Origin of the sequence: Lentzea sokolovensis (assembly GCF_033949975.1) — a bacterium.
GTDB classification, from domain to species: Bacteria; Actinomycetota; Actinomycetes; order Mycobacteriales; family Pseudonocardiaceae; genus Lentzea; species Lentzea sokolovensis.
Genome location: NZ_JAXAVU010000004.1, coordinates 1 through 16,146, shown reverse-complemented (window position 1 = coordinate 16,146; position 16,146 = coordinate 1). Strand labels below are relative to the sequence as shown.

General features: G+C 68.6%; 13 protein-coding genes and 1 pseudogene. 12 read left to right on the top strand and 2 right to left on the bottom strand.

Going from position 1 to position 16,146, the window contains the following annotated elements:
• The first annotated feature begins 211 nt into the window (after positions 1-211).
• The 10 genes from SK854_RS05575 (at position 212) to SK854_RS05530 (ending at position 13,592) form a co-directional block, all read left to right on the top strand.
• On the top strand, positions 212-1,306 hold the full coding sequence (locus tag SK854_RS05575) for a cyclopropane-fatty-acyl-phospholipid synthase family protein (RefSeq protein ID WP_319974880.1): 1,095 nt from the start codon (positions 212-214) through the stop codon (positions 1,304-1,306).
• A complete protein-coding gene (locus SK854_RS05570; protein ID WP_319973898.1) occupies positions 1,303-2,511 on the top strand; it encodes an FAD-dependent oxidoreductase in 1,209 nt (402 codons plus the stop codon). The genes SK854_RS05575 and SK854_RS05570 overlap by 4 nt, the downstream gene beginning before the upstream one ends.
• On the top strand, positions 2,508-3,764 hold the full coding sequence (locus SK854_RS05565; protein ID WP_319973897.1) for an NAD(P)/FAD-dependent oxidoreductase: 1,257 nt from the start codon (positions 2,508-2,510) through the stop codon (positions 3,762-3,764). Before SK854_RS05570 ends, SK854_RS05565 begins: the two co-directional genes overlap by 4 nt.
• Entirely contained in the window at positions 3,758-4,453 is a 696-nt protein-coding gene (locus tag SK854_RS05560; RefSeq protein ID WP_319973896.1) for a DUF1365 domain-containing protein, read from the top strand. The genes SK854_RS05565 and SK854_RS05560 overlap by 7 nt, the downstream gene beginning before the upstream one ends.
• A gap of 13 nt (positions 4,454-4,466) precedes the next feature.
• Positions 4,467-5,714, top strand: coding sequence for a cyclopropane-fatty-acyl-phospholipid synthase family protein (locus SK854_RS05555; RefSeq protein ID WP_319973895.1), 1,248 nt, complete (start codon positions 4,467-4,469; stop codon positions 5,712-5,714).
• A 63-nt stretch (positions 5,715-5,777) separates the two neighbouring features.
• Positions 5,778-7,073, top strand: a complete 1,296-nt coding sequence (locus tag SK854_RS05550; RefSeq protein WP_319973894.1) for a hypothetical protein — start codon at positions 5,778-5,780, stop codon at positions 7,071-7,073.
• A gap of 3 nt (positions 7,074-7,076) precedes the next feature.
• Positions 7,077-7,913 carry a hypothetical protein gene (locus tag SK854_RS05545; protein WP_319973893.1) on the top strand — a complete coding sequence of 279 codons (837 nt, stop codon included), beginning with the start codon at positions 7,077-7,079 and terminating at the stop codon, positions 7,911-7,913.
• Complete coding sequence (locus SK854_RS05540) at positions 7,910-11,056, top strand: CHAT domain-containing protein (protein WP_319973892.1); 3,147 nt, start codon at positions 7,910-7,912, stop codon at positions 11,054-11,056. Before SK854_RS05545 ends, SK854_RS05540 begins: the two co-directional genes overlap by 4 nt.
• Entirely contained in the window at positions 11,053-11,382 is a 330-nt protein-coding gene (locus SK854_RS05535; RefSeq protein WP_319973891.1) for a CATRA system-associated protein, read from the top strand. The genes SK854_RS05540 and SK854_RS05535 overlap by 4 nt, the downstream gene beginning before the upstream one ends.
• The gene (locus tag SK854_RS05530; RefSeq protein WP_319973890.1) at positions 11,379-13,592 is read left to right on the top strand and encodes a CATRA conflict system CASPASE/TPR repeat-associated protein; all 2,214 of its coding nucleotides are present in this window, start codon (positions 11,379-11,381) and stop codon (positions 13,590-13,592) included. Before SK854_RS05535 ends, SK854_RS05530 begins: the two co-directional genes overlap by 4 nt.
• A gap of 161 nt (positions 13,593-13,753) precedes the next feature.
• Here the strand turns inward: SK854_RS05530 and SK854_RS05525 are convergent, their stop codons facing one another.
• Positions 13,754-13,936, bottom strand: coding sequence for a hypothetical protein (locus tag SK854_RS05525; protein ID WP_319973889.1), 183 nt, complete (start codon positions 13,934-13,936; stop codon positions 13,754-13,756).
• On the opposite strand from SK854_RS05525, the gene SK854_RS05520 reads away from it, so the two are divergent.
• The gene (locus SK854_RS05520) at positions 13,919-14,749 is read left to right on the top strand and encodes an integrase core domain-containing protein (protein WP_319973888.1); all 831 of its coding nucleotides are present in this window, start codon (positions 13,919-13,921) and stop codon (positions 14,747-14,749) included. The genes SK854_RS05525 and SK854_RS05520 overlap by 18 nt on opposite strands.
• Positions 14,750-14,863: 114 nt before the next feature.
• Here the strand turns inward: SK854_RS05520 and SK854_RS05515 are convergent, their stop codons facing one another.
• Positions 14,864-15,730: a diacylglycerol/lipid kinase family protein gene (locus SK854_RS05515; protein WP_319973887.1), complete on the bottom strand. Its 867-nt coding sequence runs from the start codon at positions 15,728-15,730 to the stop codon at positions 14,864-14,866.
• Between the two features lie 224 nt (positions 15,731-15,954).
• On the opposite strand from SK854_RS05515, the pseudogene SK854_RS05510 reads away from it, so the two are divergent.
• Positions 15,955-16,146: pseudogene (locus tag SK854_RS05510) on the top strand (hypothetical protein); the annotation flags it as partial.

Genomic DNA, 16,146 nt, shown 5'->3' with positions numbered 1-16,146 from the left:
CATCTCGGTGCTGCCGGTGGTCCCGTTACAACAGGGGCCGACCGGCCCCGCGGTTGATGCGAGGTGACCGATGGCCAACCGGCGTACACGCTGGTCAGATGGCGTCGCCGCTCAGGTGACGGCGACGTTCGAAGCCGTTCTCGGGGTTCCCATGCCGGTTGGACTTCGTGCGTGGGACGGCAGCCGGAGCGGTCCGGAGGACGGACCTGTGATGGTCATCAGGTCGCCTCGCGCGGTGCGGCACGTGCTGCGCAGCCCTGGAGAGCTGGGGCTGGCACGGGCGTTCGTGACCGGTGATCTCGATGTCGACGGCGACTTGAAGGAAGGGCTGCGGTCCTGCCGCGAGATGGTGCGAACCGCCAGGCGGCCGGGGTTCTCCGAGCTGCCTCGGATCGTCTCCCTGCTCGTGAGGCTGGGTGGCATCGGTTGCCGTCCGAGGGTGCCGAAGGAGGAGGCCCGGTTGTCCGGGGGAATCCACAGCGGTGCACGCGACCGTGCGGCGGTCGCCCACCACTACGACCTGGGCAACGACTTCTACGAGAAAGTGCTGGACCCGTCGATGTCCTACTCGTGCGCGCAGTGGGAGCCGGGAAACACCGACGACCTGGCGAGAGCGCAGCGCGACAAGCTGGACATGGTGTGCCGGAAGCTCGGACTCGCCGAGGGGAAGCGGCTGCTGGACGTGGGCTGCGGATGGGGCGCGCTCGTCCTGCACGCGGCTGAGCACTACCAGGCCGTCGCGACCGGCGTGACCCTGTCCGCACGGCAGGCCGAGTACGTCCGAACCCTCGCGCGGGAGCGGGGGTTGTCCCAGCGGGTGACTGTCCACGAACTCGACTACCGCGACATCGTCATGTCGGGCTTCGACGCCGTCGCGTCGATCGAGATGGGCGAGCACGTCGGTGACGAGAACTACTGGCGGTACTGCGAGGTTCTGGCGAAGGCGGTCCGGCCGAACGGCCTCGTCTACCTGCAGCAGATGAGCCGGGGCGAGGTCGCCCCGTCCGGTGGGGCCTTCATCGAGTCCTACATCGCGCCGGACATGACGATGCGGCCGCTGGACCGCACCCTCGCCCACCTCGAGCGGTCCGGTCTGGAGGTGCGGGAGGTCGTGTCGGCGCGGGAGCACTACGTGCGGACGATCGACGCCTGGGCCCGGCGACTCGAGGACAACTGGGACGAGGTGCTGCACCGGTACGGATCCCGCCGGGGCCGGATCTGGAGGTTGTACCTGGCCGGTAGCGCGCTCGCCTTCGAGGAGAGCCGGATGAGCGTCCATCGGATCGTCGCCAGGAGGACCTCGTGAAGATCTGCGTCATCGGCTCGGGGATCACCGGGCTCACTGTCGCGTTCCAGCTGAGCCGGCATCGTCACGCCGAAGTGGTCGTGTACGAGCGCGAGCACCACTTCGGTGGTCGAGCGGACGTGGCTTCGGGTGGGGAGCACTGCCCACGGTTCTTCATGGAGGACTACTCGGTGCTCTTCGACGTGCTTCGGCAGATCGACGGCCACGACGGGCCGACGGTCTTCGACGACCTCCAGTTGGTGCGCCGGTTCAGTCGCACCAGCAAGGGCTGGGTGGAGATCTCCCATCTCTACCGCGTCCTGGCCAGGGAGGTTCCCGTCAGGGACCGGTTGAGGGTGCTGCTCGACTGGCGGCCGTCGCCGCTGATCGCGGAGCCCGGGCTGAACGAGAACAGGTTCGCGTCGCCGCGCAACTACCGGCCCGCGTCGATACCGCAGTTGTTGAGCAGCATGCTGCGATCGAGGAAGGGGTACGTGTTTCCCGGCGCCACGGACGACTACCTGATCAACCCGTGGGTGCGGCACCTCGAGGGCCGCGGCGTGACGTTCCAGCCTGGCACACCGGTCTCGCGGATCCGGGGCGAGGACGGCGCGGTGATCGTCACCTGTCCGAGCGGCGAAACGGTGTACGACGCGGTCGTGGTCACAGCCTTCGTCCCGGACACCGTGAACCTCCTCAACGCGTCGAAGCTCGACCACACCGTCGTCGAGATGGATCACACGCACTGCGTGGCGTACACCATGCGACTCGCCCCCGACGAGCCCGTGCTGGACACCGATCAGCCGACCTTCTACTGCAACGGCGGCGTCAACGTGTTGGTGCAGCCGAGGTACGAACGGTGCGTCGTGCTGTGCACCAACACCCCTCGCACCGACCCTGGCCATGTCGTCGGAAAAGTGCGGGAGATCCTCGGCCTGCGCGGCGACGTGCTGGACGTGCGTGTGCGCACTAACCAACGACCCAACGAAGCGGTCTACGCGGGTGAACACCTCCACGCTGACCGCTTGCTCAGGCGAGCGGTTCCCGGCGTGTACTTCGCGGGCTCCGCCATGCGCACGGGCTACCCGGTCGACTCCGCCGAGTCCGCCGCGCGCAGCGCACTTGCCGCGGTGCAACAGGTTCGAAAGCACCTTGGCCTGCTGACGCCCGCGCCCGCGGTCGACTGTTCCATGACCGACACCGCGAGCTGGGGACGGGCGGAATGAACGCCGGGCGGATCGCGGTCGTCGGGTCGGGTGTTTCGGGTCTCACCGCCGCATACCTGTTGCGCCACCGGCACGACGTGGTGTTGTTCGAGGCCTGGGACGTGCTTGGCGGCCACACGGACACCAAGGTGGTTGCCGCGTCGGACGGTGCCGCGGTCGCCGTCGACACCGGCTTCATCGTGCACAATCCCGCCACCTACCCGAACCTGCTCAGGTTGTTCGGCGAGCTCGGCGTCCGCACGGCCGCGACCGAGATGTCGATGAGCGTGAGCTGTGCCGAATGCGGGCTCGAGTACGCGGGAGGCAACGGCGGCCGTGGCTTGACCACGCGCGCCGCGACGGGTGTGTGGCGCCGATACACGCGGATGCTGGCCGAGATCCCACGCTTCCACCGTGCGGCGAAGGCCGTGCTGAAGAGCGGGGATGACGAGCGGACGCTGAGCGACGTCCTGTCGTTCGGCGGGTACTCGCGTTACTTCGTCGACCACTACGCGTTGCCGCTGGTGTCGGCGGTGTGGTCGGCGGGCGAGCGTCCGAGTGGGAGGTACCCGGCGCGGTACCTCTTCTCGTTCCTGGAGAACCACGGTCTCCTCGACGTTCGCCGCTCGTGCGGCTGGCGAACCGTTGTCGGTGGCGCGCGCGGCTACGTGGACCTGATCGCCGAGCGACTGCCCGACGTCCGCACCGGTACCCCGATCCGATCGGTGCGCAGGCATTCCGACGCCGTCGAACTGGTGGACGCCGCGGGAACCCGCTACGAGGCGGACGGCGTGGTGCTGGCGACCCACGCTGACCAGGCGCTCGCGTTGCTCGCGGATCCGACCGATCAGGAAAAGGCGGCCCTGGGCGCTTTTCAGTACTCCCGCAATGAGATGTGGTTGCACACCGACCGCGCGTTGCTGCCTCGGTCCGCGCGGGCGCGGGCATCGTGGAACCACCGCAAAGCTCGCTGCCGTGGCGGTGACGAGGTTGTCGTCAGCTACCACATGAACAAACTGATGCGTTTGTGTGAGCCGTTGGACTACATCGTCACTCTCAACGGCGTGGCCAGCGTCGACGAGTCGGCGGTGCTCGCGAGAGCTGTGTACGAACACCCGATCTACACGAGGGAATCCGTTGCGGCACAACAGCTGCTGCCGAGCTTGACCGCCGGCAGGACGGCCTTCGCCGGTGCGTATCACGGTTGGGGCTTTCACGAGGACGGCTGTGTGTCGGGAGCCGAGGCCGCGCGGGCGTTCGGTGCGACGTGGTGAGCGGGCTTCCCGCGCTGTACGACGGCCACCTCGTGCACGTCCGGCGTGCACCGGTGCGGGTGTTCCGGAACAGGATCACGCTGTGGCTGGTCGACCTGGATGCCATGCCGAGACTTCCGCTGTGGATGCGTCCGCTCGCGCGGTTTCCCGCCGCCGATCACTTCGGGGCGCCGGACCAGCCGATCAGAGCGAACGTCGACGACTGGCTCGCGTCGAGGGACATCGACCTCGCCGGTGGGCAGGTGGTGATGCTGGCGGCCGCCAGGACGCTCGGTCACGCGTTCAATCCGCTGACCGTCTTCTGGTGCCATCACGCCGATGGATCGCTGGTGTGTGTCATCGCGGAGGTCAGCAACACCTACGGCGAGCGCCACTGCTACCTGTTGCCGCCAGCGGAGACAGCGCAGGTGGAGAAGGCCTTCTACGTTTCGCCTTTCCTCCCGATGCGGGGGACGTACCACATGCGACTCCCGGTACCGGGCAATCTCATGTCCTTGTCCGTGTCGTTGAGGGACGGTGACAGGACCTTGCTCACCGCGGTGCTGACGGGGAACAGACGTCCGGCGACACCGGCGGAAACACTGCGTACCGCGTGGAGAAGACCGTTGACGCCACAAAGGATCAGCGCGCTCATCAGATTCCACGGCGTCAGGTTGTGGATCAGCGGGCTGCCACGAACACCGAGGTGAAGGGAGCGACACCATGACCACGACCGCCGAGACCACGGCGTGGAGTCCGCCCGAGCTGCCGCGACCGGCTCCCGTCCGGGAATGGCTCATCGAGAAGATGTTCCGGTTCGGCGTGCGAACAATGCCGATCACCGCGGCACTCCCCGGAGGTGAGCGCTTTGGTGGAGGGGGTTCGACCGCGCCGGTCATGCGAATCGAGCGACCTGGTGCCTTCTTCCGGCGGCTCGCCGTGTGCGGGCCGATCGGATTCAGCGAGTCCTATGTGGCCGGCGAGTGGACGAGCAGCGATCCGGCGGCCGTGCTCGTACCGTTCGCCGAGAGACTGACGAAGCCGGTGAACCGGCCGATGGCGGTGTTCCGGCGCTGGGCCGACCAGCGTGTGCCCGCGTCCGAGCGCAACACCGTCGAAGGCGCCAAGGAAAACGTGCGCCGCCACTACGACCTGCCGTCCGAGTTCTTCGCGTTGTTCCTCGACGAGTCCATGACCTACTCGGCCGCCTTGTTCGAACCCGGTGCGGATCTGCACTCGGCCCAGCTTCGCAAGATCGACGCCGTGCTGGACCAGGCACGCGTCGGCGAGGGCAGCCGCGTGCTGGAGATCGGGTCCGGTTGGGGCGCGCTCGCACTGCGCGCCGCTGAACGGGGCGCCGAGGTGACCACGGCGACCATCTCGGCCGAGCAGCGGCGATTCGTGGCTCAGCTCGTCGACGCGGCCGGGCTGGCCGGGCGGGTGCGCGTCCTGGCGCACGATTACCGCGAGCTGGAAGGAGGCTACGACGCGGTGGTGTCGGTCGAGATGATCGAGGCGGTCGGGATGGAGTACTGGCCCACGTACTTCTCGGCGTTGGAGCGGCTGCTGGCACCCGGCGGTCATGTCGTGCTGCAGACGATCACGATGTCGCACGACCGCATGCTCGCGACCAAGGACGTTCACACGTGGATCCAGAAGTACGTGTTCCCCGGCGGCCAGGTCCTGTCTGTGCGGGCGGTCGAGGAGCAGGCGCACCAGGCCGGACTGACGATCACGGCCCGCCGCAGCCTGGGCGACAGCTACGCACGCACCCTGCGGTGCTGGCGGGATCGGCTGTACGCGAACCGCGACGAGGCGATGGCACTCGGGTTCGGCGGCACGTTTCTGCGCACGTGGGAGTACTACCTCGCCTATGCGGAGGCGGGGTTCCGAGCGGCACATCTGGACGCATGGCAGTTCCGGCTCAGCCGAGGATGTCCCACTGATGGACCAACTCGACCAACCGAGTGAAAGCCGTAACGAACCCGCTTGCAGCACCTAAGTAGTAGGCATCTCAGCGAGGAGTTGTTGCCCGTGGAGGCGCACAGAGATTGGAGCAGGAGCAACGGCCTGCTCGGGGTGGTCGCGCGTGAGGCGATGACTCGTGCGGCGCGCGGCACGCCACAGGGCCAGGTGCTCCAAACAGGACGTGTGCTGCTCGAACTCGCCAGGGCCGACATCCACGGCAACTGGTCACAGTTCTGGCTGCACACCGGATTCCCCAAGCCCTACAAGCTCCTGGACGCGGCGGATGGCGCGAGGCCGTCCGATTCCACCTGGAACGGCGTGCCGATGTCCTCCGATCTGCACGCAAGCCTGGCGCTTGCGCAGACCTTCACCCGCGTCTACGAGATGTCGCCTGTCGTACCAGGTGGCCTGGTACTCGCGCTGGTGTCGAAGCAGGATTCAGGAGCAACACGCGCGCTCCTCACCAATGGCGAGATCAGCCACCCCGAGTTGCTCGAGGTCGTTCAGCGAGAACTGCTCGGCGTGGCGCTGGAGAACCTGGACCAGGTGATCGCGGCTGCTCCGCGGCAGGAGGGAGTCCACCAGGACTGGACAGGTCTGGCCGCGGACGCCGCCGGCAGCCGGACTCCTGATGACCTGGACCTGCTCACGGTCATCAGCAGAGCCGGTCAGGTCCTGGCGTCGTCGAACGGGCCGTTGATCGCCAGGGTGCTCGACGAGTTCACCGACGAGGCGCGCGCGATGGGAACCCATGACGCACAAGAAGTTCTGCGATACGCGCGGACTGGGTTCGAGACCGTCGAACCGAACAACGGCCAGGTTCTGTTCGCGTTGACCGAGCGCCCGTCGCCGGCGGTGGCGGCAGTGCTGAGAACTGCCGGAATCTCGCCGCCCCTGGTCGCCGCTGGCGCGATGGAACAGCTCGACGCCGCCGCCGATCCGCCTTCGATCGGCGTGCCGGTTCTGGTGTGGACGGTCGCGAACCTGGTGCTGACGTTGATGGTCATCGGCCTCATCATCAAACACGCGGCCGGGCCGGGCAGCTGGTGGGAGCTCGGATTCGTCGCCGCCGCGATGCTCGGACCGCCTGCGGTCAGTGCCTGGGTTCCCGGAGTGCTCTCGCTCGGTCTGGCAGTGGTGAATCCTGTCGCCGGTCTGGTGCTCGCCGTCGAAGCCGTACTCGGCTGGGTGCGCGAACAGCAGGAGCGGCGGGCGCTGACAGCTCGCACCGGGGTGCCACTCTCCAACGCCGAGCACCGGGCCTGGTTGCAGCGCAGGCGTTACACCGCAGGGCAGCTCGCCGCCAAGGACCGGGCGCTGGTCCCGTTCAGGGCGATGCGGTCCGGGTTGTCGCAGGAGTGATCGATGAGGCCGGAACTGAGAACGCGCATCCGGGCCTGGACCAGGGTGCACACCTTCGCCGTGTTCGCCGCGGTCGCCACCGCGGTGCACGCGGCTGTGGTCACCCGGTGGGACTGGTTCGCCGCGTCCATGGTCGTGGTGATCGCGATGCAGATCAACACCACCCTCACCGTCGCGGCGCTGGCCGTCGCGGTGGTGCTGAGCGCGTGGCCCGCGGTGGTGGTGGCGGGGCTTGCCGTGCTGATCAAGCTGCTGGGCATGGCGGTCGGCTGGCACGCCCGCACCACCGCGCCGCTCGACGAGAAGGCCCTGGCCGACGCGGTGCGAGCCCTGCCCCGGTCGGTGTTGCACGCGATCCAGCCCGATGGCGTCAGCACGGTGGACACGGTGACGTTGCTGCGCGCCGCCGCCGCGCGGGCCCCGGAGAGGTGGCCGGCAGCCGCCGCTCTCGACCGGGTCGCGGCCAGCAGCGAGGGCGGTCTTGTCCTGAACACCGGGTGGACAGTCGTCGCGGCCGAAGCGGCCCTGGTCGTGCAGCATCGCCCTGACCAGCAGTCGCCGATCGACCTGTCCGTGCTCGCGGCGTTCGCGGCGATGCTGCCGCACTCCCGTGCGCAGGCGGCGTTCGCGCGGGCGGACATGAAGCTGGGGGCTGTCTCGGACATCGTCGGTTTGCCGCCGTCGGAGTGCGGCACTGTGTGGGCCAAGGCGAGCCGTCATTCGGGCGGCGAGTTCCTGCTGCGCCGAATCGTCCTGAGCGTTCAGAAGAAGCATCCGACCGGTGAACTGCTCACCGACGAGCACTGGTCACAGCTGACCGGCAAGCGAGGTGGCCGATGACAGTCGACGAACCAACCACGGCATGGAAAGCCTTTCTGGACCTCTGGCGGAACTGGCCGGTCTTTCCCCGGCTGCTGTGGCTGGTGGTGCGTCCACTGTGCACGGTCGTCGCGGTCGTCTGCTGTGCACTCGGCTGGATCGGCGGGGCGTCCGTGCTCGGGTCAGTGGGGGCAGCCCTGCTGGTAGCGCTCGTGCGTCCGGTGCGGCACCCGTGGATCGCGATTCTCCTCGCCGTGGTGGTCTTCCCGGTCTCCTGGGTCGCGGCGGCCGCCGTGCTGGTCCGGGCCGTCGCCGGCGTCGTCGCGATGATCCTCGCGGGCGGCACGTGGCGCGGAGGGCTGGACGTCGTGCGCCGTGGACGTGCCGCGTTGTTCGTGGTCGACTCCCCTGAACAGTTGGAGCAGAACCTCCGCGACGCACTGCGCTCCGGAGCGGACAGTCTCGACGCTCTGGACACTGCGTTCGAACTGTGGAGCGCCACCTGGGCATGTGCGGACGTCGTGCGCCTCGCCAGGGTCACCTGGATGCTGGCGAAGGGGTTGCTGCTGGGGCGGTGGCCGTGGACGGCTGCGCCGGCTTTGGAGGTTCGGTTGCTCCGTCTCGCCATCGCCGAGTCCTCGATCGACCGCGGACTCCAGCTGGCCGTGGTGACCATCGTCGTGGTCACGCTCCTGCTGACCGGCCTCACCACGACCGGGACGCTGTTCGGCTGGGTCCTGCCCGCCTGGGTGTCACTCCTTCCCGCCGCATGGGTGGCACGGTTGATCGCCAGTCGCCCGAAGATCAACACGCTCCCCATCACCGGCACGGTGCTGGTCGTCGTGGCAGGTTTCTGGTTGTACGGCTGGGAGTTCGTCCGTCTGGCCGGGTGCGGGATCGCGGTGGGACTTCCTCTCGGCGTGATGGCGGAGACGCTCAAGACGAGGATGCTCGGGCCCAAGGAGCCCGCACCGCGACTCCCCCTCGGGGTGGGCGGCAGCGCGGCGCGCGATGTCTGGGCGTCGGCACGGATCGCGATGGAGCAAGGGCGCCCGCGCATCGCCGCGAGGCTGTGGCGCACGCTCACCCACGACCACCACCCGCCCGCGGTCTCCGCGGCGGCCTTCGCCGCACTCGCGCACGTCAACCTCGCCGACGGTGCCGTGCAGGCCGCCGTCAGCGACGCCCAGCAGGCTCGCGATCGGCTCAGCCACGCGAAACGCGTGCGACCGCAGGTGGTCGGAACCGCCGGGCGGGTGCTGCTCGCCGCAGGCGACACGGACGCCGCCACGGAGTTGCTCGGCGAAGCGTTCGCTGCCGGGCAACACCGACGTGATCCGCTGATCAGCACCGCGATGGCCAGGGTGCTGGCACTGCACGACAACGCCGACGAGGCCCTGCGGCTGCTGAACGAGTCCGCCGGTGGTCTGCTGCGCAGCGGGAACCTGCGCGAGATGGTCGACTCGGAGCTAACGGTCATCGCGTTGATCTCCACGCGTATTGGTCCTGCGGAGACAGAGAACCGGCTGCAGCAGCTGCTCTCCTTCGACATGAACAAGTTGGACGGGCTCGGCGACCAGCAGGTGATCGCGTTGCGCTCGACGATGGGCCGGATCTATCTCTTCCTCGGTCGTGTTCAACTCGGCATGACCAAGTACGGCACCGCCGCGGCCAATCTGCGCACGGCGATCAACATGCTGACCCTGCCCTCGGACGGGTTCGACCAGGCGGTCGCGCGCATCCTGCTCGGGACGGGGCTCAACCGTGCCAACCGCTACCACGGCCTGCCCGAGGTCACGGCGGGTGTGCGTCAGCTGGAGTCGTTGCGCGGACAGCTGGCGGCGGGTGCGCACCGGAGCCGGCTGATCATCCGCCACGACGAGGTGTACGACCGGGCGTTCGACACGTTGGTGCGCCTGCAGAACAACGACGGCACCGTCGCGGTGCACGCGTTCGAGCTGGCTGAGTCGCTGAAACGCAGCGCGCTCGCGACGATGCTGCGGGAACCCGGCATCGAGCTGAGCGATCGGGTCCGGGAACTCAAACACCAGATCTCCGAGGTCGAGGAACGCGGCCAGGTCGCGTCGGACGGGCACCGTCGCGAGCTGACGGAGGCTCTGTCGGACCGGTTCGCGTCGGCATATCTGCCCGAACCCGTCGATGTCACGGCATTGCGTGCCGCGCTGCACGACGTGCATTGCGTCGTGTACCACATGAGCGAGGTCTCGGCGGAACGTGCTGTGGGCCACGTGGTGTGGATGCCGCCGACCGGGCTTGGCGTCGTGCGTCGCATCGAGGTGACTGATCGCGCCGTGCTCGCGATCCTCAACACGGAGGATCGCGATGCACGGCACGGCGTGATGGCCGCGCTGGAGTCCCCCGAGGAGATCGTCCGCTGGCAGCTCGCGGCCAAAGCCCTTCTGCCCACGGAACTTCGTGCGGCGATGATGGCGGCGGCACACCCGCTGACCCTCGTCGTGGTACCGGGAGCGGAGCTGTCCGCGTTGCCGTGGGCAGCGTTGCGGCTCGACGACGGCCGGACCGCACTGGAGGCCGCCGTCATCCAGCTGACGCCCACACTCGCCATGCTCCAGCGCCGCGTGAACCGGGCGTCTCCGGGAGGGGAGGTGCTGGCCTATCTCAATCCCTCGGTGGACCGTCGCGCTGTCGGCGAGGTGCTACCCGACCTCACGCATCGGCCGATCAGTTCCCGTAATGCGATGCTCGCCGCGCTTCGAGCGCGCACGGCCGCCGGTGTCTACATCGCCGCGCACGGCGAAGGCACCGGACTTGAGCAGCACGTGGCCTTTCACGACGGAAGCCTCTCAGCGGCCACCTCACTCGAGGAGCCATGGCCGACCTGGGCCGTCTTCCAGTCCTGCTTCGTCGGTGAGGTCAGGGTCACCACGGGCGACGACCCGCTCGGGCTGCCGGTGAGCTGCCTGCTGGGTGGCGCCGAAGGCGTGATCGGCGGTGTCATCGCCATCAACATGATCGCCGCGAGGGAGCTTTGCCCCGCCGTCGTGCGTGGTCTCGCAGGCGGCAAGCACCCGGCTGTGGCGTTGCGGGACGCGCAGCTCGACTACTTCACCTCCTCCCGGTTGCGCAGTCCTGCTCGCTGGGCAGGTCTGGTCTGCCTGAGCCGTACCCTCGCCCGCCCGTGACACCTCAGGAGGCTGACATCGAAGACAACAGCAGGCTCACCGCGCTGGCCGTGCTGCGCGAGGTGCCCGAGTGGTATCTGCCGGCGCACCGCTGGGAACTCGTCGCGCAGGTGCTCGACCGCGTGGCGATCGCCCACGACATCGGTGACGCGGCGGCGTTGTTCCGCGCGGCCGCCGAACTGGACGCGATCAGCCCTGTGCTGGTCAAGCGGATCGGGGAGGAGCCCGTCGGCCCACCACCGCCGCCGACGCGTGATCGCCTCAACCTGCTGATCCACACGCTCGAAGATGACGACGACACCGAACCGGCCGAGGCGGAGGAGTGAGCGCGCGACTCACCAGCCCGAACGTGATCGCGCATGTGTTCACCTTCGCTGAAGGCCCGCTGGCCGAAGCGGGAAGCGAACTCGTGTGGGACGTGTGGAACCGGAGCCGTGACCTGCTCCACACGACCGCGCCGATCGGCTCACTCGGACTGCCGACCGAACCCCCGGCCGCGGGCTTCCGGTCGGGTCACACCCGCTCGACACCGCTCGCAGGGGCGGAGAGCACAGGCGGATCCGCACAGCTCGTCCTGCGCGCAGAGCATGACGTGCTGGCACTGTCCGTCCTGCTCAAGCACCCCGATCAAACCTGGATCGAGCTCGACCGACTCTTGCGGACGGTCCTCGGCGCCACCGCCTCCTCCGTCCTCGGCTCGGCGATCGTGCACGTGGCCGAGGCAGAAGGGCTCGACCACGGAGCCGGGTTCGGCGGCGATCTGCGCGAACTTCTCCCGTCCGCGTCGCAGGCTCCCGACTGGTGGCACCGCGGAGGCAGGCTCGGGAACGGGCTCGCGCTGTGGGAGAGCTCTGCCGTCGACGACCACCGAGCGCACCGCGAGCTCGTCGTGCTGGCGCGGCTGGGCGAACGCCACGTGCTCGGCAACTGGACCTGGTCACACGACGGCCGCCCGGAGATGCCCCCACTCGCGCGGTATCTCATGCACTTGGCCAAGATCCGCTACCAGCTGCGGGTCTGGTCCAGGCTGCCTGCCGCGGCGGAGCTGTGCCGACGAGCCGATGCGAACGAGCTCGGCGAGACGATGACCACCATGACCGCGATGCGCCACACCGTGGACATCGCCGAAGCCAACGCTGTTCGGGCACTCGCCGACCTGCCGCTGCCGGACAACGGCGTCGACCCGGTCACCGACGACCGTGCGCTCGCGTCGTGGTTCGCCCAGCAGCTCGACGACGACATCGTCTACCTGACCACCTTCCACGAAGGTGCCTTGCGCCGCCCCGCGAGCCCGGCCCCGCGAGGCGGGCCGCGCACGGTGCCGGGCGGGGAACGTGTTCTCGTGGTCGCGGATGAGTGGTTTCCCCGTCGTGGTGGGCTGAGCGCGTTCAACCGCTATCTCTGCACGGCGTTGGCCGCGGAGTCCGCGGCTGTCTTCTGCTACCTCCCCATGGCGTCGGACGACGAGCGGACGGACGCGGCGTCGGCGGGCGTGACACTCGTCGTCGCGCCCAAGGTGCCAGGTGGTTCGGAGAAGGTCGCGTTGATGCGCAAACCCGCTCTGCCGGCAGGCATCGTCCCGGACGTGATCATCGGCCATGGCCGCGTTACCGGCCCGATGGCCCAATGCCTCACCGATGACCACTTCCCCAACGCGGCACGTGTCCACTTCGTCCACATGGAACCGGACGAGGTGGAGTGGCAGAAGCTCGACCGCGAGGAGGACTCCGGAGTCCGCGCCGACGACCGCTGCCGGGCCGAGGTCGACCTGGCCGAACACGCGAGCCGCACGGTGGCGGTCGGGCCGAGGCTCGCGGGCTGGATGGAACGGGATCTCCTGGCTCGCAACAGCTCGGCGCCGCGGGTGCACCAGTTCGATCCCGGCTTCGACAGCCCCGACCCCGTCCGGAGGTCGCCACTGCCTGGCGATCCTCAGATCCTGGTGCTCGGCCGGATGGAGGACGCCGAGGTGAAGGGTGTCGACATCGCGGCGTGCGCGGTGGGCCAGGCCCGCAGGCTCGCGCACGTGGACGGCAAGTGGGAGCTACTTGTGCGCGGCGCGAACGTTGGCGAGTCGCTACCGCTCTGGACGAAGATCAACAACTGGGTGAGCCATCCCTCCATCGGGGTGAGGATCAGGCCGTACTCCACGGAGTTCGCCCGCATCGCGGAAGACCTCCGGCGGGCGAGCCTGGTGCTGATGCCGTCGCGGGCGGAGGGCTTCGGCCTGGTCGGCCTCGAGGCGGTGGTGGCGGGCACGCCGACGCTGGTGAGCGGCGAAAGCGGGCTCGGCCTGCTGTTGCGATCGGTGCTCGACCGTGAGCTGGCGGCACGCGTCGTCGTGCCGGTGACGAAGGATCTGGAGTCCGACGCCCGCACCTGGAGCACCATGATCACCTCGGTGCTGTTGAACAAGCAGGCCGCTTTCGACACCGCCGAGCGGGTGCGAACCACGATGGCGACGGCGAGGTCGTGGTCGTCGGCGGTCTCCGCGCTCCTGGTCAGTGTGCGGGATGCGCGCCGGCGCGGGCGGTGACATCCGCCGGCAGCTCAGCGGCCAGTGTCGCCGCCACCAGGGCCGGGACGCCAGTGCCGCCAGCCCGGCACCGGCGGCGTTGAGCAGCACGTCGTCCACTGAGGACACTCGGTCGAGCCACAGGTACTGGACGACCTCGAACGAGCAGCCCGCCGCGAGCGTCACGATCCGCCGCACCGACGCGAGCGCCGCGAACCGTTGCGGGCCGAAAAGCCCAGGGCGGCGAACACCGTCAGGTTGCCGAGGATCTGGCCGGTCGCGCCGCCCTGTTCGTCGGTGAGGACGGAGATCTGAGCCCGGATACGGTGCTGAGGTGGCATCGCGACGTGATCAAGCGCCGTCATGCCGGCATGAGCGTGAACCGTAGGCCTGGGCGTCCGCGCACTGTCGCTTCGATCCGCCGTCTCGTCCTGCGCCTGGCAACTGAGAACCCCTCGTGGGGTTATCGACGCATCGACGGCGAACTGGCGCTGCTCGGTGTCGCGATCGCCGCATCGACGGTATGGGAGATCCTCAAGACTGCCGGCATCGATCCGGCCCCGCGCCGGACAACCGTTACCTGGTCTGATTTCCTGCGGTCGCAGGCGGAGGCGATCCTGGCGCTGGACTTCATTGAAGCGGTCACGCTGATCGGTCAGCGTCAGTACGTTCTCGCCGCCATCCGCCACGCCAGTCGGCGTGTATGGATCGTCGGCGCGACCGCGCATCCGACCCATGCCTGGGTCACTCAGGCAATCCGCAACTTGCTCATGGACCTCGAGGACACCGGATACGTCGCGCGGATCAGGTTCCTTGTTCGCGACCGCGACGGCAAGTACCCGGCAGTGATCGACGAGATCCTCGGCACCGCGGGGATCGCGACGATCCTGACCGGCGTCCGGGTGCCTCGCATGAACTCCATCGTCGAACGCTGGGTGAAGACGCTTCGCGCCGAACTGCTGGACCGGACACTGATCTGGAACCACACCCACCTACGGCACGCGCTGCGCGAGTACGAGCGGTACTACAACGAGCACCGCACCCACCGATCACTCGCCGCGGCAGCACCCCTGCGAGCCCGGCCCCAGTCTCTTGAGCCCGCCCAGATCGAGCGCCTCACCGTAGATCGACAGGACCGTCTCGGCGAAGTCGTCCATGAGTATCACTATGCCGCTTGACCTGCATGGATGAGGTTTTCGGCGCGCACAGGGCTGGCGAGGGCGTGTCGGGCCTCGGCGTTCTGTTCGCGCACGTTGCGCGCAACCGTGTCGGCGTACAGCCGCGCGCCGAGTTCATGCCGGCACTTTGACGATGAGCGCTCCGGGGTTCACCTCGACCTTCAGTGATCTGGTTGTCCCGCAGACTTCTCCGTCGACCTCGAACGGCTTGGTGCGGCTACTGCGCAACTCCAAGCGTCGGAACCGGAACCGCTCCACCGCCGGCCCGTCCACTCGGCGGGAACCGATCAGGCGACCTGCCGTGACCAGCCAACCCCTGGTGTGCACGTCATGCAGCAACGCCAGGTCCAGGAGCCCATCGGCGGGATCTGCCTCCGGCAGCAGGGAAACCCCGCCCTGCAAGGCGCCTATGTTGCCGACGACCGCCCCGAGGACGCGGCGGGTCAGCCAGCCGCCGTCGTCCAACCGGACAGTCACCCGGCTGGCGCCCGACCTCAGACCCTTGAGGACCGCTGGTACATACGCGGGCCATCCCAGGAGGCGCTTCATCTTGGGCGAGGTGTCGCGGACCATCTCCGCGTCCAGACCGATCCCACCCATGCCGACGAAAGGGCGTCCGTCCAACAGGCCCATGTCGACGCGGCGGTCCGCCCCGTCGAACGCCGACGTGACGGCGTCCTCCACCTCACTGCCGATTCCCAGGTTCCGGGCCACGAGGTTCCCCGTGCCGATCGGCACGATTCCCATCGCCACCCCGGTGTGCGCCAACCCTGCGGCCACCGCGTTCACCGTGCCGTCTCCACCACATGCCAAAACCAGCCGCGGGTGGTCGCGCAGGGCGAGTGCTGTCACCCCCGTCCCGGCATCGTCGCGGGTGGTCTCGAACCACTGCGGCTCGCACCAGCCGCGGTCCTGGGCGGTACGAGATATCAGGTCCCGCAATCCGGAGTGGTTCACCACGGCGACCGGATGAACGACCACCGCCACACGAAGCCTGTCACGCCATGGATCCACCCGAACCGCCTTCACGAGGTCGACACCGGACCGGATGCCCTGCGACAGGCGAACGCACACGTGGGACGCGACACGCAAAGCGTTGTGGACCCGGCCGGGCCGGGTCCACAGTCACGCCCCGTATCACCAGCGCTGGTGCGGCAAGGGCCACAGGGATGTCCGACCGGCTCCTGTGCCTCGCTCTACCAGCGATGATTACTTTCGAGCGGTACAGGCGCGGTGAACGCCTGCCCGCCGCCCTTCTGCTGCCGGGCAGTGGTCCCACCGACCGCGACGGCAACCAGCCGCCGTCGCTCACGCCCAACACCCTCCGCGATCTCGCCACCGCGCTCGACCGCGATCGGGTGGTGACCCTCCGGTTCGACAAGTACGGAACGGGCCGC